Below are 18,158 nucleotides of genomic sequence, written 5' to 3'. Positions count from 1 at the left end.
ACGGAAAGGCAAACCATGCCCTGGAAACGCCGGATCTCCTTCGCGCTCGCGATCGTCGCCGCGGCGGGTGGGGCCGTGGCGGTGGCGAGCAGTGCCGCGTCGGCGACCGACGACGGGTTCAGTGCCGTGCCGCCGCCTGCGCCGGTCCCCGTCACCTCGCACGACCGCGTCTACACCGCCGACCAGACGTCGAACACGGTGACCGTGATCGACCCCTCGGCGAACAAGGTCCTGGGGACGATCGCGCTCGGCGCGCAGCGGCTGTCGAACACGCTGAACCCGCAGTACCTCGACGACGAGAACGTGCACGGCCTCGCCTACTCCCCGAACCGGCAGCGCCTCGGCGTGGTGAGCATCGGCAGCAACACCGTGGACATCATCGACACCACCACGAACAAGGTGCTCAGCCACACCGACGTCGGGCGCGCTTCGCACGAGGGCTCGTTCACGCGCGACGGCCGCGAGTTCTGGGTCGCCGATCGCGGCCGCGACACGGTGACGATCGTCGACGCCTTGCACGGCGGGGTGATCGAGAACCTGCCGGTGGGCACTGGACCGTCCAAAGTGGTCATGAGCCCCGACGGGCGCACCGCCTACGTGAACCACATCGCGCTTCCCGAGATCACCGTGGTCGACGTGGCCTCGCGGCGCATCACAGGGCACATCACGGGCCTGGGCGACGTGTTCTCGTCCGACCTGGCGATCTCCCCGGACGGCCGCGAGCTGTGGGTGCCGCACAAGCGCGCCGGCAAGACCAGCGTGGTCGACCTGGTGCACCACCGCGTGCAGGCCGTGCTGACCACCGGGCCGGACACCAACCACCCGAACTTCGCGGGCGACTTCGCGTACCTCACCGTGGGTGGCCTCGACGAAACGCTCGTGTACCGCCGCTCCCCCGGCACCCCCAAGCTGGTCGCGACCGTCCACGACACCGGTCACGCTCCGCACGGGATCTGGCCCAGTGGTGACGGTTCGCGCATGTACGTGGGCATGGAGAAGTCCGACAGCGTGGACGTGATCGACACGCGCACGCAGCGGGTGGTCAGCTCGTTCGGTGTCGGGCAGGAACCGCAGGCCCTGGTGTACGTGCCGAACGCGGCACCGGGCGGCGGCGCGCCGAACCTCGGCACACAGGGCTTGGGCCAGCAGGGCCACGACGTCGCCGCGACACTTCCGGACGGTTCGGACGGCACCACGCTCGACCCGGCCACGGGTCGCCGGCTGGAGGTCACCGTGCGGCCGATCGCCGGCCTCGACAGCATCGGCCTGCAGGCCCGCGGGCTGGCCCCGAACACGACCTACACGGCGTCCAGTGTGGACAGTCACGGCGCACGGACGACGCTGGTCAGCTTCCGCACCGACGCGATGGGCAACGCGCCACAAGTGCTGGCCTTCGCTGTGTTCACCGGCCGGAGCGTGGCGCTGAGCACCGGCGCGACGGGCGCGGTGCAGGCGGCGATGGACGACACCGGCGGGTGTTGCTGCTGCTAGCGCGCCGGCGCCAGGTAGAGGTGCTGGGTGCCGGCGCGCGGTGAGTCGATGGTCCAGGTCGCCAGGGCCGTCGGGGGCGGCGCGTGCGTCGTCGTTTCGAGCACGAGGTCCGGCGGCGTGGGTGCGACGCCGTGGTCGAAGTGGTGGAAGTTGGCTTCGATGAGGGCGCGGCCGAGCTCGTTGCTGCGCAGCTTCGTCTCGGTGATGGCCGGGTCGACGGCACCGCGGTCGGAGAACTCGCCGACGAGGTGGCAGTCGCACGCGTACGCGAGCGCGCCCGCTTCGCCGGGACTCTCCACGGCGCGGCCCTTCGCCAGCGTGGCGAGCTGCGTGCCGATCTCGCGGTACTCGTCCGTCGCGGCGAGGTTGCCGGTGATGGGCGCGAAGCGCCGGGGCACGCCGGGAGCCACGTAGACGCCGACGGCGGCGGCTAGTACCAGCCCGGCTGCCGCCATCACCGGGATGCGGTGGGGCGTCAGGCAAATCCACGCGGCGAGGAACACCGTCGCCCCGACAATCGCGGGTGCGTACGACCAGGGGTTGGGCGAGGCGACGACCACCGCGTGCACAATGCCGGCGCCCGCGAGCACGGCGAACGGCCGGGTGGCTTCGTCGCGGCGTACCAGCGCCACGATCACCGCGAGCGGCACCGGCAGGAACGCGATCAGCGCGGCCGCGGGAAAGTCGAGCCACGGCACCGTCGGCTGCTGGAACACCACGGTGTCCGGCACCGCCGACCCCAGCACGAACCAGCTGAACGCGAACCACGGCACCGCCGCGACGAAGGCGGCGAACGTCGTCTGCCAGATGCCCTCCCAAAACCTCGGCCGCACCACGAACACCACGAGCGCGACCAGCACCAGGTCGACGCGCACCAGCACGAGCGCGCCGGCGGCGAACCCGAGCGCAGCCGGCCGCCGCTCCACCGCGAACACCAACACCCACACGGCACCGGCCGCCGCGGGTACCACTTCGAGGCCCACCGCCGACACGAGCAGCGGATTCACCAGCAACCCCGCGAAGGCGAGGGGCACGAAACGGCGAGGGATCCCGGTGCGTTCGGCCAGCCGCTTGAGCCCCATCGCCAGCACCACCTGGCACACCACGAACACCACACCGGCCCCCACCAGCGCGTCCCGGACGACAACCGTCACGGCGGCGATGGCGAACACGTGCAGGGGTGAGGTGGCCGTGTTGGCCGTACCTTGCTCGACGAGGCCCCAATGGCCGTGCAGGGCCAGGTTGCGGGCGTAAGACAGCGTGACGTAGGCGTCGTCGACCAAATGCCGGCCGGCCAGCAGGAACACCACGGCCGACACGCCCGCGACACCGAACGGCAGCCACCTGTCGATGGCCGGCCGGACAACGGTGTCGCTTCGCATCACGCGACACCGTACACAACGGCCGTGATCTTCCTGTTACCTACTCCGAAGACTTGTGCCCCGTCAGCCGCGCACGAACCAGCCCGGGGCCGAGCGATCAGATCCCGTAACCAGTCCCGGTTCCGCTGCTGGTCCCCGTCCCACCGGGACCACCAGGACCACCGGGACCGCCCTGGCCGAACCCAGGTCCGCCACGGAATTCGCGATACCCGCCGCCACCACCGTCACGGAAGTGCGACATCCCCGGCCGCCCGTCGTGCTGAGTCGCGGCCATGACACCGCCCACGATGCCGCCACCGACGAGCAGCCCCAACACACCGACACCGACCAGCTGGGTCACGCGATTGCCGACGAAGCGGCGGAACCCGCCCGGCTGACGAACCGGCTGCGGCCCGCCCCACACCCCAGGCGGAGGACCGTACGGTTGCTGCGGCATTCCAGGCTGCTGCACGCCGGGCTGTGGCTGCCCCGGCGGGACCTGCTGGGCACCCGGCTGCTGCACACCCGGCTGCGGAGCCTCGGCCTGCGGCTGCCCCGGTTGTCCCGGCGCAGCTTGCTGCGCCCCCGGCGCCTGCTGCTGTCCCGGCGGGACCTGCTGCTGGTTCTCCGCAGCACCCCGCGCGTCTTCCCCAGAACCACCAACACCAGGCTGCGAGCTCTCGACGGTCGCGTCCTGCGGCGAACCACCTTCGCCGGACTGCTCCGGCGGGACCTGGTCACTCATCTTCGGCTCCTCCGGCTGAAGTGGGAACGGGCGGCCTGCCCGCTCCCACCTCCGAGGATGACCGGTATTTCTGTGCGCAGCCTGATACTCAGCTGTCTAAATTCCAGCGCGATTCACAGGTAGAACGACAGGAACAACGTCACGACCCAAGTCAGCCCGAGCACCTGCAGCACCCGGTCCCGCAACGCGATCTCGTCCGGCGCCCCGGCGTTGCCGCCGTCGACGTCCACCGCGTACCGCAGCACGGCGATCACGAACGGCACCATCGACACGACCGCCCACAGCGAGTCGTGTTCCGCCTGCCGAATCTCGAATGCCCACAGGCAGTACGACATGATCAGAATCGCCGCCGACGTCGCCCACACGAAGCGCAGGTAGCTCGCCGAGTACTTCTTCAGCGACGACCGGATCTTCGCGCCCGTGCGTTCGAACAGCATGATCTCCGCGTAGCGCTTGCCCGCCACCATGAACAGCGAGCCGAACGCCGTGACCAGCAGGAACCACTGCGACATGGCGATCCCGCCGGCAACACCACCGGCGATCGAGCGCATCAGGAAGCCGGAGCCGACGATCGCGAGGTCCACCACCGGCTGGTGCTTCAGCCCGAAGCAGTACCCGAGCTGCACAGCCTCGTACACGCCGAGCACCACGGCCAGCTCCCAGCTCGCGGTGAACGACACCGCGAGACCGGCCAGGAAGAACACCACCGCGGCCGCGTAGGCCACCGGAACCGGCACGATCCCGGCCGCGATGGGCCGGTTGCGCTTGGTCGGGTGGGCGCGGTCGGCTTCGACGTCGACGGCGTCGTTGATGAGGTAGACCGACGAGGCCGTCAACGAGAAGGCGACGAACGCGATCAGCGCGTCGATGACCAGCTCGGTGCGGTTGGTCGCCTTCGAGAACGCGAAGAACGGTGCGGCGAACACCAGCACGTTCTTCACCCACTGCTTCGGGCGCGCGGTCTTGATCACGCCCAGCAGCAGCGCCACGGGGTTCGTGCCGGCCGAAGCGGCAGCCGGGATCGCCGGCTCCGAAACGGCAGCGGAGGACGCGGCCGCGTCGGCGGCAGCCTCCTCGGTCTCGACCTTCACGGCTTCGTCCGTCTTCGCGGATTCAGCCGGGTCGGTCGAGTTCTCGGCACGCTCGTCGGTCGTTTCGCTCATCGTCTCTTCAGCTTCCGTCGGATCAGACCACCGACGAGGCCTCCCAGGGCCGCACCGGCCAGTACGTCGGTCGGATAGTGGACGCCGAGCAACAGCCGCGAGGCCAGCATCGGCGGTACGAGGGCGGGGACCAGGTTACGCCCGGTGAGTCCCGAGTAGAGCACCGCCGCCGCCGTCGTGGACGTCGCGTGCGAAGACGGGAAGCTCAGCTTGCTCGGCGTGCCGACCAGGACCTCGACGCTCGGGTGGTCCGGACGACGTCGCCTGACCACGCGTTTCACCGCGATCGAGGCGGCGTGCGCACCGACGACGCCGGCGGACGCGACGAGCCAGTCCTTGCGCCGCGGCTTGTCCACCGCGGCGCCGATCAGGCCGAGCGCGAACCAGCCCGCGCTGTGCTCGCCGAACAGCGACATCCCGCGCGCGACCTGCACCGTGCCCGGCTTCTTCAGGAAGCGCTGGGCCTGGGACAACACGGCGACCTCACCGGTCGCCGGGCCCGCGGGCGCAGTCACGGGAGTGCCGGCGTCAACCGGCGCCGTGGTCTGCTCAAGCATCGATCGACCCGTCGAGCGGCGCACCGTCGGTGAGGTGCGGCGCGATCTTGTTGTCGAACATCGACAGCGCCGAGCCGATCGCCATGTGCATGTCGAGGTACTTGTACGTGCCGAGACGGCCGCCGAACAGCACGTTCTTCTCGCGCGCCTCGGCCTTGGCCAGTTCGCGGTAGCTCTCGAGCTTCTCGCGGTTCTCCGGCGTGTTGATCGGGTAGTACGGCTCGTCGTCTTCCGTCGCGAAGCGCGAGAACTCCCGGAAGATGACCGTCTTGTCCTTCGGGTAGTTCCGCTCCGGGTGGAAGTGGCGGAACTCGATGATGCGGGTGTAGGGCACTTCCTGGTCGTTGTAGTTCACGACCGGGGCGCCCTGGAAGTCACCCGTCGGGGCGACCTCGGACTCGAAGTCGACGGTGCGCCAGGTGAACCGGCCCGCCGAGTAGTCGAAGTAGCGGTCCAGCGGCCCGGTGTAGACGGTCGGAGTGCCCGCGGGGATCTGGTCGCGCACGTCGAAGTAGTCGACGTTCAGCCGGATCTCGATGTTCTCGTGCTCGGCCATCTTCTCGAGCCACGCGGTGTACCCGTTGACGGGCAGGCCCTCGTAGGTGTCGTTGAAATACCGGTTGTCGAACGTGTAGCGGACCGGCAGGCGCGTGATGATGTTCGCGCCCAGGTTCTTGGGGTCGTTCTCCCACTGCTTCGCGGTGTACCCGCGGATGAACGCCTCGTACAGCGGACGGCCGACCAGCGAGATGGCCTTTTCCTCGAGGTTCTCGGCGGCGTCGGTCTGGAACTCCGACGCCTGCTTGGCGATGAGCTCGCGGGCCTCGTCCGGGGTGTGCGACTTGCCGAAGAACTGGTTGATCAGGCCCAGGTTCATCGGGAACGAGTAGACCTGGTCCTTGACCTTGGCGAACACCCGGTGCTGGTAGCCGGTGAACTCGGTGAAGCGGTTGACGTACTCCCACACGCGCTTGTTCGAGGTGTGGAACAGGTGCGCACCGTACTTGTGCACCTCGATGCCGGTCTCGGGCTCGGCCTCGGAGTAGGCGTTGCCGCCGAGGTGGCTCCGGCGCTCGAGCACCAGAACCTTCTTGCCGAGCTCGGCCGCGGCCCGCTCGGCGACGGTCAGCCCGAAGAAACCGGACCCGACGACGACGAGGTCGTAGCCGGCGAACTCGTGTTCAGTAATCTTGGCGGGGTTCGTGTGCTCGCTCACGGGCGCCCAGGGTACGCAGTCCTGACACCGCGGCCCGAACCGACCTCGGCATACCGCCGGCCGTACCGCACCGACACACGTGAGAAGCATGCCTGCACCGGACACCTTGGGGAGCTACTTGGTAGCGGTCGTCGCCTACCTGGCCGTGCTGGCGATACCCGGCGGCCTGGTGGGCTGGGCCGCCGGCGTGCGCGGCTGGGCACTGGCCGGCCTCGCGCCGCTGCTCAGCTACGCCGTGACGGGTCTGGCCGGCCCGTGGCTCGCCGACGCCGGGCTCCCGTACAACGTACTTTCCGCCGCCCTGTGCAGCGTGGGCCTGGCGGCTCTCGCGTACGGCGTCCGGCGGCTGCTGATGGCCCGCGGCCGGCTCCGGCCCGGTGCGGAGGAGCCGCCGATCGAGTGGAGCAACCGCGCGCACTGGGCCGTGGCCGGGTGCCTGGTCGTGGCCGTGGGCCTGTCGATCGCCGTGGTGCTCTCGGCGCGCGGTGGCACGACGGCCGTCTTCCAGCGCTGGGACACCGTGTTCCACGCGAACGGCATCCGCTACATCGCCGACACCGGCGACGGCTCGCTCACCGGCATGTCGACCATCAACTGGTACCCCGACGGCTCGTTCTACCCGAACGCGTATCACCTGGTCGGCGCGCTGGTTTACCAAATCTCGGGCACGAGCGTGCCGGTGACGCTCAACGGCATCACCATGCCGGTCGCGGGCCTGTTCGCGCTGTCGATGGTGGCGCTCATCCGCCAGCTCGGCGGCCGTGCGGTCTACGCGGGGTGCACGGCGCTGGTCGCGGCGGCCGCCACGACGGGCGCGTACGAGTCCGTGTCGAGCGGGCTGCTGCCGTACGCACTGGGCATCGTGCTCACGCCGCTGGCCGTGGTGGCGCTGCAGCGGTTCCTGGTGCGCCCCGGCGTCGACACGGGCCTGATCGTGGCACTGGTGGCCGACGGGCTGCTGGCGGCGCACTCGAGCGCGCTGTTCGGCGCGGTGCTGTTCGCGTTGCCGCTGGTGGTGCAGCGCTGGTACCGGTCGCTGCGGCGCAAGCGGGTCGACGGCGTGGCTGATGGTGTGCCGGCGTGGCGCGTGATCCTGGGCGACGTGCTGCGGATGCTGCCGGTGCTGGTGGTCAGCGGCGTGCTGGCGGCGCCGCAGATCCTGGGCGCGATCGGGTTCACCTCCGGCGCGTACCCGTACTACTCGTGGAACTCGAACCTGCCGATCCCGCTGGCGCTGAAGCTGCTCGTGACGTTCCAGCAGGTGCTCAGCCGGCCCCAGATCTGGCTGACGGTGCTGCTCGCACTGGGCACGCTCACGTTTTTCACACTGCGGCGGATGCGCTGGGTGCTGCTCTCGGCGATCGGGCTTTCGGGGTTCTTCGTGCTGGTCACCTGCTACGGCTACCTGCCGTGGGTGGTGTCGCTGTCACGGCCGTGGTGGAACGACCGCTACCGGCTGATGGCGCTGGCCGCGATCCCGCTGTGCCTGCTCGCGGGCCACGGCATGGCGGAGCTGCAGCGGTGGATCGCGCGCCTGGCCCGCAGCGGCTCGTGGGTGCGCTCGCGGCCCCAGGTGCTGGCGCGGCTCGGGCTGGTGGCGGCCGTGGTCGTGGTGGCCGCGATGGCCGTGCTGACCGGCGGGTTCTACCGCAACGCGAACGCGACGGCCGTCTCGTACCTGTACTACAACGGGCCCGAGGGCGAGGTGACACCGCCGGTCAGCGCCGACGAGATCACCGCCATGGAACACCTCGGCACCATGGGGATCCCCGCGCAGGAGAAAGTGCTCAACGACCGCATGGACGGCACCGCGTGGATGTACGCGATCGCCGGCGTGCACCCCGTGGCCGGCCACTACGACGGCGGCGGTCGCGTGTCGCCCGACGCCGTGTACCTGGCCCTGCACTTCCGCGACTACGACACGGACCCGCGCGTGCGCGACGCCGTGCGGCGGCTCGACGTGCACCACGTGCTGGTGGGCAGCGGCACGATCCGGAAGGACACGCCCATCGCGCCCGGGCTGCAGGGCCTGGACGGGCGCGATTTCCTGCGGGTCGACTACCGGAATCCCGGTGCGGTGATCTACACGATCGTGAAGTGAGTTTTGTGGCGGTTTTTTGGAGCCTCGTGACCGCGGCTGCCCCGGCCGCGGTCACGAGGACCTCCCATTCCCCAGCACCCCCGGGGTGCTCACAGGTGAGAAGAGCGGCCCGGTGAAGGGCCGTGTCCCCCTCTTCTCACCTGCTTGACGCCCGGGTCGGGAAATCGGTTTCCCGGCGGGGGTGAAGTCACCTGATCGGCCTAGTTTTCCTTGAGCGTGGGCAGCACGTTCTCCACGACCTGCTCCAGCACGGACTCGTGGCCCTCGTACGGGCCGCTCGAGCGCGGCCAGTGCGCGATGACGTCGGTGAAGCCCAGCTCGCGCGAGCGGTCGACGGCTTCGCGGAACGCGTCGACGCTGCTCAGCGAGAACACCGGCGCCGCGTCGAGGCTCAGGTAGCGGTGCACGGAGTCGCGTTCGCGGCCGGCGGCGTCGAGCCGCTCGTCGAACACGCGGCTGAGCTCGGCGATGCCCTGCCACCACTCGTCGGTGGTCGCGCCGCCGCGGCCGGTGGTGGCCCAGCCGGCGCCGAAGCGGGCGGCCAGCGTCATCGTGCGCGGCCCGTTGGCCGCGACGACGAACGGCAGCCTCGGACGCTGCACGGTGCCGGGGAGGTTGCGGGCGCCGTGGGCCCGGTAGTACTCGCCCTCGAAGTCGAAGCGGTCGGTCATCAGCAGGCCGTCGAGCGATTCGACGAACTCCGTGAAGCGGTCCGCGCGCTGCTTCGGCGTGTAGTCGGGCGCGCCGAGCACCTGCACGTCGTAGTTCTTCGCGTCCACGCCCGCGCCGACGCCCAGCACGAAGCGGCCGTCGGACACGTCGTCGAGAGTGATCAGCTCACGCGCGAACGGCACCGGGTGCCGCGCCACGGGCGAAGCGACGAACGTGCCCAGCCGGATGGTGGACGTGACCATGGCGGCGGCCGTGAGAGTGGGCACCGCGGAGAACCACGGGCCGTCGACCAGGGATCTCCAGCCCAGGTGGTCGTAGGTCCACGCGTGGTCGAAGCCGTACTCCTCGGCGGCCCGCCACTTGGGCTCGGCCGCCCACCAACGATCTTCCGGAAGGATCACGATGCCTGCTCGCACGAGGGTGGACGGTATCGGCAACCACCGACATTCGCTCGAACGGGCGGTGCCCGTGCCCGGTTCGGGGACAATGGGGCCGTGGAGAAACCCCGCTTGATCGCGTCCGACGTCGACGGCACCCTGCTCGGCCCCACCGAGGTCGTTTCCGCTCGAACCATCGAGGTCGTGCAGCGCGTGCGCGCCGATGGCGTCCCGTTCGTCCTGTGCACCGGCCGGCCGCCGCGCTGGATCCCGCCGATCGCGGAACCGCTGGGGCTGACGGGGTACGCGGTGTGCGCCAATGGCGCGGTACTGCTGGACATCGCCACGTCGTCGGTGGTGGCCGTGCACGGGTTGCTTTCGCCGGTGCTGCTGAACGATCTGGCTTCGGCGCTGGACAAGGCCTTGCCGGGCTGCCGGCTCGCGGCGGAGCGCATCAGCACGGACGTCCGCAGCTTCGTGATCGAGCCCGAGTACCGCAACCCGTGGGGCGACGGCGAGGGCCGGACCGCGCCGCGCGCCGAGGTCTTGGGGCACGCGGCGATCAAGCTGCTCATCAGCCACCGGGGCCTCGGTTCGGAGGAGATGGCCGCGGCGGCGCGGGCGGTGCTGGACGGGGCCGTGGACATCACGTACTCGTCGTCGGGCGGGTTGATCGAACTGTCGGCACACGGCGTCACGAAGGCGACTGGGCTCGCGGATGTCGCCGAGCGGTTTTCGGTGCCGGCCGAGCGGGTGATCGCTTTCGGCGACATGCCGAACGACGTGGAGATGCTCCAGTGGGCCGGCCACGGGGTGGCCATGGCGAACGGCCACCGCGCGGTACTGGAAGTGGCGGACGAGGTGACTGGGCCAGCCGCGGAGGACGGGGTGGCGCAGGTTTTGGAGCGGTGGTTTTAGGCGGGCTTGCCAGTGGGGTTGGCATCTTGCCGCTGGCTTCGGCACTCGCCGTCGGTGGCGGCTTCTTGCCACCCGGCGACCTGACTTGCCAACCGACAGGCCGACTTGCCAACTTGCCGACGCACTTGCCATCCTTCGCGCCGGCTTGCCATTCAGCGCTCGCACTTGCCATCAGCCAGCGAGCTTGCCCTTCGCTTGCCGGGGATGCCGGCCTTGCCGATAGGGCCGTGGCTTGCCATTCGCGGATGCGGGTTGCCATTCATCGGTCTGGCTTGCCGCAAGTTGGTGAAGCGTGCCGGGACGAGTGGACGCTTGCCATTCGTTGGGCAAAGGTCCACCTCAAGTGGCAAGTTGCCGGGCATCAGGATCGCCAATCGAGCGGCGGATTGCTTTTGGATCGGCGACTTGCCAGCCGACGGGCCGACTTGCCAATCACTGGCGCGCTTGCCGCGGCACGGAGCTAGCCACCCGGCCCGACTTGCCACTCACCTGCGCACTTGCCGCGGCACGAAGCCAGCCAACCGAGCCCGCCTTGCCATTTCAGCGGCAACTTGCCGATTGGGCGACCGCTTGCCAATCGACATGGCGACTTGCCAACCGGAGTGGCAACTCAGTCCCGGGTGGCCGGGCGGGTGTCCAGGGCGGCGGCGGCTTCCGGGGTGGGGGCGGTGCCGCCGAGGTGGGCGGGGAGCCACCAGCGTTCGGAGGGGGCCGGGGATTCCGGGTACTCCGCCTGGGCGCGGTCGAGGAGTTCCGACAGGCGGGAGCGGAGTTCGGCGGTACCCGTCTCGCAGTCGTCGCCAAGACCTGGGTGCAGCGGGGCGCCCAGCAGGATCGAGATCGGCACGTGGCGCCGCGTGAGGTTTTTGGGGTGCCCCTTGGTCCACAGGCGCTGCGTGCCCCACAGCGCCATCGGCACGATGGGCACCCCCGCCTCCGCGGCCATCCGTACGGCGCCCGTCTTCAAGGCCTTCACCGTGAAGGAACGGCTGATCGTCGCTTCAGGAAACACGCCCACCACCTCCCCCGCGCGCAGCCGGGCGACGGCCTCGTCGTAGGAAGCCTGGCCGGCGGAGCGGTCGACGGGAATGTGGTGCATCCCCCGCATCAACGGTCCCGCGACGCGGTTCGCGAAGATCTCGTGCTTGGCCATGAACCGCACCAGGCGCTTGGCCGGCCGGGCGCCCAGGCCGCAGTAGATGAAATCCAGGTAGCTGACGTGCGTGCACGCGATCACCGCCCCGCCGCGCGCCGGTACGTGGTGCGCGCCGTCGATGCGGATGCGGTTGTCCAGCACCCGGAACATCGTCCGCGCGGCGACCAGCACGGGCGGGTACACGAAGTCAGCCATACCGCGAGGCTACGGGACCGTAGGTTTCTCCCGGCTACTCAAAGTGATCGTCGGCACGAAACCCGTCATTCGGGAACTTTCGCCACCGCCGGGCAGCAGCCGAGGACCACCGCCACCAGCAGGCAGAACAACGCCACGACCTGGTGCTTCACATTCTCGATCCCATCACCCAGCGCAGCCAGGACGAACTGGCCCACCGAAGTCGTCAGCAGGAGCGCGAGGGACACGCCCAGCGCGGCTCGCCGGTGTCGCCACGCGCGCCAGCCGATCAAGAGCCACAGCGGCAGCAAAGCAAACGAGCCCAGCGGTGCCAGCAGCCCGCTCAACCCGGACCACACAGGCACCCGGTACTCCTGCGCCCCCGCCGGCAGGCCGGCCGAAGCGTCGAAGGAGGCCAGGTACGGAGGGCGCGCCGTGAGCAAGTCGCCGGCCGCGCGGTGGAGGATGCCCAGGGTGCGGTCCGGGTGGGCGGCGAACCACTTCACGACGTTGCGCCGGCTCAAGCGGTCGCGGTACTGCGCGTACTGCGGATCCAGCGTCACGGGATGCGGGTGCCACCAACCGTTGCCCGCGTACTGGCCGAACGATGCCGGCAGGCCGAGCGACGCCAGGTCGGCGGCGGTGTCGTGGTGGCCGTCGATGATGTTCAGGAACACCGTGTTCACCACGTTGATCTCGCGCGAGTCGTCGCCGGGGCGCGCGGACGCCGTGCCGTCCGGAGCGACGGCCGGGGTGACCTCGGACTGGGCCCACCAAGTCCCGCCGGCCAGCGCGAGAACCACGAGAATCCCCGGCAGCCAACGAGAACGCGTCACCAGCAGCACCGCGATGACCAGCAACGGCAAGATCATCAACGTCTGCACCTTGGCGTTCACCGCCATCAACCCGCCGACGACGGTCACCACCGCACCGGCGGCGAGCCACCGCCGCCCCATCAGCAGCAGGCCGCCGACGGCGAGCAAAATGCCGAGAAACGCCGTCCCCTCGCCCAAAGTCGACGAGAAATAGCCGAAGAACGCCGAATCCGCCACCACCAGCAACAGCCCCACGGCCACCGGCAACCGCACGCGCAAGCCGTACGGCAACCCGACCACCACCAGGGCCACCGCGGCCGCGGCGAGAACCGAGGAAATCACGCCGAGCACCACGAGGCTCAGCTCCGAGTGCGAACCGAACGCCACCGCCAGGCGGGCGAGCCAGCTCTGGCTCAGCTGATACGTCGGATCGCAGCCGCCGGGTGTCGCCGCGTACACCAGGTGGACGTACTTTTCCGGCTTGCTGATCCACTTGATCCCGGCACCGCACAGCACACGGAAGCCGTCGCCGTTGTCGGACATGGACACCGGGCGCGGCACGAGGAACCGCACCAGCAACACGGCCAAGGACACGCCGAAGACCCCGAGCCCGAGGGCCGTGGACCGGCGCGTCACCGTCATCCCGGGCACGATACGTACTGGAAGTCCGGCGCTCGATCGAGGTAGTCGATGAGCAGGCTCGCTTCGTCGGCGCGCGGGTACACGGAGATCCAGAACGGGGTGCCGATGCGGCGGAACGTCGCGACGCGGTACCAGGCCCGGGTGTCGTCGGCGCAGTGCTGGCTCTTGGCGTAACCGGATTCCTCGGGCACGGCGAGCGTCGCGCGCATCAGGTCGGTGCCCACCAGCAGCCGTGAGCCCGCGCGGCTCGCGATGGCCCCGGGCGCGGCGGCGCTCACCACGGAGCCCGGCGGCAGGTACGAAGCCAGCCAGTCGCCGACTTCCGCGAGCTGCGCGCTGTCCGTGTGCCACGCCCGCACGCTCTTGAGCACGTCCGGGCTCACCACCGAAACGAGTACCGCGAATCCGGTCAGCACGGCCGCCACCACCGGCACCAGCAGCGACACCGTGCGCGGCTTCGGCGACGGGTTCGCGGCCGTCAGCACGCCGTACGCGCCCACCGAAGCCACGGCCAGCAGCGGCGGAACGGGCACCAGCAGCCGCCACGACGGGCCGGTGTCACCGTCGAGCACGACCACGAAAACCGTGAAGCACAAAGCCAACGCGAACAGCAGCCACAGCGCCGAGCGTGGTTCTTCCGCACGTTCAGGCGTGCGGAACGCGAGCAATCCCACCACAGCGGCGCCGGCGAGCACCAGAAAACCCAGGTGCGCCAAGGAAAATCCCGCGAGGTAGTGCCAGTCGGGGCCGAGCACGCGCACGGCGGAGTCGGGCAGGAAATGGTGGTAGTACGTGGCGCGCCAGGCCGTCCAGGGCACGAGGAACACCAGCGCGCCCAGCACGTACCCGGCCGGCGTCCACCAGTTGTGCCGGCCGCGCGAGGCGGCGAGCGCCAGCCACACCCCCGCGACGACGGCGAGCACCAAGCCTTCCGGTCGCGTCATCACCGCGGCCGCCACGAGCACACCCGCCACCACGGACCGGCGGGCGACCAGCGCGTTGGCCACGGCCAGCACCAGCAGCACGAACATCGGCAGCTCGGTGCCCGACGGCCCGTACACGGCGAGGCCGCTCGCGCCGGCCGTCAGCACGGCGGCGGCGACCCCGATCGCGGGCTGCACCTGGGCGCCTTCCGGCAGCGCGAGGCGCACGATGCGATTGGTGAGGAAGTACGCGAGGAGAACACATCCCAACGTCGCGGCGACACCCAGCACAACGGCCGCCGTCGCGATATCCGCACCAAATGCCGCGCGCGGCAACGCGATCACCACGAGCCACAGGAAATTCGCGTAACCCTCGTTCCGGTCACCGGGATTGAACACGGGCCCGTTGCCGTCGGCGATGTTCTGGGCATAACGGAAGGTGACGAGCGCATCTTCGGTCACGGTGGCGAACAACAGCTGGTGCAGCAGCGAAAACGCGAGCACGAGCACCACCACGAACGCCCGCCACCCGGCGTCGGTGGCGATCCGGCGCCAGGTCAAGACGACCAGCGCGCCCAGCACCAGCCAGCCCCCCACGACCGCGTAGACCACGCGACCCCCCGCCTCCAGCCCCCGGCCGGTCCCCACCGGCCGCCACCCCGCTGCCCACCTGCGGCCACGGTGAATCCCCGCGGTGAAACCCCGCTTTCGGGTGAGCGATTGACCGGAATTCACCGCGTTGTCGGGCGGTTCCGGTCGTCACTTCACACAGTCCAGTCAATCGCTTCACTACGCTTCCCGGACATAAGCCGTTCGGGTGTATATCGGGCCCGCTAATCTGTGACTCCGATTCCGATCCGCCACCCGGGGGTACCGAGCGGATCCGTCACAGCCGAGGAAGTCTGTTGCCGAGCGAACCCACGCTGTTGTCCGATGTGGCGAGTTTTGCCGTCCTGCTGCTCGTGCTCGGCGTGCCGGGGGTGCTGACCGGCCTCGCTGCGGGGCTGCGCGGCTGGGTGCTGGTCGGGCTGACGCCGCTGCTGAGCTACGCGATCGCCGGCCTCGCGGGGCCGTGGACCGCGGCGATGGGGCTGCCGTTCAACACGCTCACGTTCTGCTTGACCACTGTGGTTTTCGTGGCTGTCGCGTTCGGACTGAGGCGGCTGACGGTGCGGCGGTGGCCGCCGGTGGCGGAACCGCGGGTGTGGTCCGCGCGCGGGCAGTGGGGCGTGATCGCGTGCCTGCTGCTGGCGACCGGGCTCGGGTTCTACGCCGCGGTGCGCGGCATGGGTCACCTCGGCGCGATCGCGCAGGGCGGTGACGCGCCGTACGCGGCCAACGGCGTGCGCTACATCGCCACCACCGGCGACGGCAGCCTCTTCGGCATGGGCACGCTCAACTGGTACGGCGACGGCAAGCCGCCCTTCTACCCCAACGCCTACCACCTGCTCGCAGCCCTCCAGTACACGCTCAGCGGCGGATCGATCCCGCAGACGCTCGACGTGAACACCGTGCTGCTGCCGGGACTTCTGGCCCTGTCGCTGGTCGTGCTGGTACGCGAATTCCGCGGCCGCGCGGTGCTGGCCGGCGCGGCGGCGCTCGCGTCGGCGGCGCCGGTGATGAGCACGTACGAGTCGATGAGCCGCGGGCCGCTGTACCCGTTCCTGCTGGGGCTGGCCCTCACGCCGCTCGCGGCGGTGGTGCTTCGGCGCTACCTCGATCGCGTCGCTCCGGACACGGGTTTCCTGCTGCTCGTGTCGGCCGTCGGGCTGTTGTGCATCCACTCGTCGACGTTGTTCGGCGCGGTTCTGTTCGCCGGCCCGCTGCTGCTCCAGCGCTGGGTTTCGCCGGGCGAGCGCCGGCGGCGATTCGGCCACGACCTGCTCGCGCTGCTGCCGATCGCGGTGTTGTCCGTGCTGGTGGCGTGGCTGCAGCTGTTCGGCGCCCTCGGCCTGGCCAACGGCGGCGTGCCCTACCTCGGCTGGCCGAGCGAGTGGCGCGCGACCAACGCGATCGGCGCGCTGCTCGGGTTCCAGCACTGGGAGCCGCACCCGCAGCTGTGGCTCTCGGCCGCGCTGCTGCTGGGCTTCATCTTCTTCCGCCGCCTCGGTGACCTGCGCTGGGTCGGGGTGACCGCGCTGATCAGCGGCCTCGCGTACGCGGCCGTCTCGTCGTCGAACGCGCCGCTGGTGATGGCGCTGGCTCGGCCGTGGTGGGACGACCCGTACCGGTTCATCTCCATGGCGATCGTGCCGTTGGCGTTCATCGCGGGCCACGGTGTCGCGTCGCTGCAGGCGTGGATCAGCGAGCACCTGCCCCCGCGCGTACCCGCGGTGATTCTGGCGGTTCTGGTGCTGCTGGGCTTCGTGGGCGTCACGAAGGGCCTGTACGCGACGACCAACGGCGATCGCCTCGCGTCCGGCTACCGCTCGCCCGACCCCCACAACCAGAACATCACGCCGGACGAGGAAGCCGCGATGGTCGAGCTCGGCCACCTCGTGCCGGCGGGTCAATGGGTCATGAACGACCGGCTCGACGGCTCGGTCTGGACCTACGCGCTCTCGGGTGTCCGCACGGTCGCCGCCCACGACGACGGCACCGCGCCTCCGTCGGACGCCTTGCTGCTGGCCCGGCACTTCAAGGAGTACGAGACGAACCCGCAGGTCCGCGCCGCCGTGGCCCGGCTGAACATCCACTGGGTGTTCCTGGGCAGGCCCGCGGCGCCGCCGGACCCGCCGTACACGTCGCCTGGCCTCGTGGGAATCGCCGAGCTGCCGTTCCTGCAGCAGGTGTACCGGAACTCGGACGCGGTGATCTACCGGATCAAGAGCTGACGCCTCAGCCGGCGACGACCTTCAGGCGGCGGCTCGACAGCCAGGCGGCACCCGCGGTGCCGCCCGCCGTGAGGAGGTCCGCGACGGTGAACATGACCCGCGAGGCCACGGCGAAGGCGGTGGCCTGGCCGACCGTGAGGCCGCTGGCCGTGAGGACGGCGACCTGGGCCACCTCGCGGACGCCGATGCCGCTGGGCAGGATGAAGGCGAAGGTCCCCACGGTCATCGCGACGGCCATCGCGCCGACGCACAGCACGAGACCGTTGAAGCCCGGCGCGCCGACGGAGTTGGCCAGCAGCCACAGGTGGACGCCCTGCAGGACCCAGGCCAGCGTCGAAGCGCCGAAGGTCTTGAGCACAACACCCCAGGTCAGGGGGCGTTCGAGGGGCGGGCGGCGGAGCACGCGAAGCACCAGCGAGGTGCCCCAGGTCAGCACGCGCGGGTGCAGCAGCGCCAACCCGACGGGAATCAGCACGAACAGCCACATCGCGCGCGGGCTGTTGCTGAACACCGCCGGCGCGGCCAGCAGCGACACGACCAGCGCCGACACGACGCCGACGCCCAGCTGGATCAGCGAGCCGGTGAAAATCCGGGCGCGGGCGAGCCCGGCCTTCCGGCCGAGCTCCATCTGCAGCAGGTACGCCCACACCGAACCCGGCACGTACTTGCCGAGGGAGCCGACCAGGCAGATCTGCGCGCCGCGGATGTAGCCGACGGGTTTGCCGAGGTCGTCGACCAGGACCTGCCAGCCCCAGGTCGACACCATGATCGCCAGTACCAGCGCGACGAGGCTGAGCACCGACGACTGCCAGGCCACATCGGACAGTGTGTGCCAGAACTCGGTCCAGTTGTCCGTGAGCGCCTTGGCCGCGAAGACCACCACGAGCACGATCGCGAGCCACCGCACCACGTCGAGGATCTTGGCCTTGGTCGACTTCGCCGCCTTCTTCGGCTGCGAAGGAGCCGGCGAGTCCTCCTCAGGCGTTCGAACGGTCGTCACTGACCAGTCTCCT

The 18,158-nt window shown here is 70.1% G+C and carries 14 protein-coding genes; 4 read left to right on the top strand and 10 right to left on the bottom strand.

Annotated elements, in window-relative coordinates; all coding sequences use genetic code 11:
- The first annotated feature begins 15 nt into the window (after positions 1-15).
- Entirely contained in the window at positions 16-1,491 is a 1,476-nt protein-coding gene (locus AB0878_RS06710; protein WP_366577209.1) for a beta-propeller fold lactonase family protein, read from the top strand.
- Here the strand turns inward: AB0878_RS06710 and AB0878_RS06705 are convergent.
- The 5 genes from AB0878_RS06705 to glf all read right to left on the bottom strand — a co-directional run bounded on the left by AB0878_RS06705 (position 1,488) and on the right by glf (position 6,533).
- Positions 1,488-2,873, bottom strand: a complete 1,386-nt coding sequence (locus AB0878_RS06705; RefSeq protein WP_366577207.1) for a hypothetical protein — start codon at positions 2,871-2,873, stop codon at positions 1,488-1,490. The two genes, AB0878_RS06710 and AB0878_RS06705, sit on opposite strands and share 4 nt — an antisense overlap.
- 97 nt (positions 2,874-2,970) lie before the next feature.
- The gene (locus tag AB0878_RS06700; RefSeq protein ID WP_366577205.1) at positions 2,971-3,597 is read right to left on the bottom strand and encodes a hypothetical protein; all 627 of its coding nucleotides are present in this window, start codon (positions 3,595-3,597) and stop codon (positions 2,971-2,973) included.
- A 113-nt stretch (positions 3,598-3,710) separates the two neighbouring features.
- Complete coding sequence (locus tag AB0878_RS06695) at positions 3,711-4,760, bottom strand: decaprenyl-phosphate phosphoribosyltransferase (RefSeq protein WP_366577203.1); 1,050 nt, start codon at positions 4,758-4,760, stop codon at positions 3,711-3,713.
- Positions 4,757-5,317: a phosphatase PAP2 family protein gene (locus AB0878_RS06690; RefSeq protein ID WP_366577201.1), complete on the bottom strand. Its 561-nt coding sequence runs from the start codon at positions 5,315-5,317 to the stop codon at positions 4,757-4,759. The genes AB0878_RS06695 and AB0878_RS06690 overlap by 4 nt, the downstream gene beginning before the upstream one ends.
- A complete protein-coding gene (gene glf / locus AB0878_RS06685; protein ID WP_366577199.1) occupies positions 5,310-6,533 on the bottom strand; it encodes a UDP-galactopyranose mutase in 1,224 nt (407 codons plus the stop codon). Before glf ends, AB0878_RS06690 begins: the two co-directional genes overlap by 8 nt.
- Positions 6,534-6,621: 88 nt before the next feature.
- Between glf and AB0878_RS06680 the strand changes: the two genes are divergently transcribed.
- The gene (locus tag AB0878_RS06680; RefSeq protein WP_366577197.1) at positions 6,622-8,634 is read left to right on the top strand and encodes a DUF6541 family protein; all 2,013 of its coding nucleotides are present in this window, start codon (positions 6,622-6,624) and stop codon (positions 8,632-8,634) included.
- A 200-nt stretch (positions 8,635-8,834) separates the two neighbouring features.
- On the opposite strand, the gene AB0878_RS06675 is transcribed toward AB0878_RS06680, so the two are convergent.
- Positions 8,835-9,722 carry an LLM class flavin-dependent oxidoreductase gene (locus tag AB0878_RS06675; RefSeq protein ID WP_366577195.1) on the bottom strand — a complete coding sequence of 296 codons (888 nt, stop codon included), beginning with the start codon at positions 9,720-9,722 and terminating at the stop codon, positions 8,835-8,837.
- A gap of 93 nt (positions 9,723-9,815) precedes the next feature.
- Between AB0878_RS06675 and AB0878_RS06670 the strand changes: the two genes are divergently transcribed.
- Positions 9,816-10,601: an HAD family hydrolase gene (locus AB0878_RS06670; RefSeq protein ID WP_366577891.1), complete on the top strand. Its 786-nt coding sequence runs from the start codon at positions 9,816-9,818 to the stop codon at positions 10,599-10,601.
- Between the two features lie 610 nt (positions 10,602-11,211).
- Here the strand turns inward: AB0878_RS06670 and AB0878_RS06665 are convergent.
- The 3 genes from AB0878_RS06665 to AB0878_RS06655 all read right to left on the bottom strand — a co-directional run bounded on the left by AB0878_RS06665 (position 11,212) and on the right by AB0878_RS06655 (position 14,923).
- Entirely contained in the window at positions 11,212-11,952 is a 741-nt protein-coding gene (locus tag AB0878_RS06665; RefSeq protein ID WP_366577193.1) for a lysophospholipid acyltransferase family protein, read from the bottom strand.
- Between the two features lie 65 nt (positions 11,953-12,017).
- Positions 12,018-13,388, bottom strand: a complete 1,371-nt coding sequence (locus AB0878_RS06660; RefSeq protein ID WP_366577191.1) for a hypothetical protein — start codon at positions 13,386-13,388, stop codon at positions 12,018-12,020.
- The gene (locus AB0878_RS06655) at positions 13,385-14,923 is read right to left on the bottom strand and encodes a hypothetical protein (RefSeq protein ID WP_366577889.1); all 1,539 of its coding nucleotides are present in this window, start codon (positions 14,921-14,923) and stop codon (positions 13,385-13,387) included. The genes AB0878_RS06660 and AB0878_RS06655 overlap by 4 nt, the downstream gene beginning before the upstream one ends.
- Before the next feature lie 293 nt (positions 14,924-15,216).
- On the opposite strand from AB0878_RS06655, the gene AB0878_RS06650 reads away from it, so the two are divergent.
- Positions 15,217-17,145, top strand: coding sequence for a DUF6541 family protein (locus AB0878_RS06650; RefSeq protein WP_366577189.1), 1,929 nt, complete (start codon positions 15,217-15,219; stop codon positions 17,143-17,145).
- A gap of 4 nt (positions 17,146-17,149) precedes the next feature.
- Here AB0878_RS06650 and AB0878_RS06645 read toward each other — a convergent pair whose 3' ends face one another.
- On the bottom strand, positions 17,150-18,145 hold the full coding sequence (locus AB0878_RS06645; RefSeq protein WP_366577188.1) for a lysylphosphatidylglycerol synthase transmembrane domain-containing protein: 996 nt from the start codon (positions 18,143-18,145) through the stop codon (positions 17,150-17,152).
- Between the last annotated feature and the right edge of the window lie 13 nt (positions 18,146-18,158).

The sequence above is a fragment of the Amycolatopsis sp. NPDC047767 genome (assembly GCF_040704195.1).
In the GTDB taxonomy this organism is placed as follows: domain Bacteria; phylum Actinomycetota; class Actinomycetes; order Mycobacteriales; family Pseudonocardiaceae; genus Amycolatopsis.
This window is presented reverse-complemented; position numbering and strand designations above follow the sequence as displayed.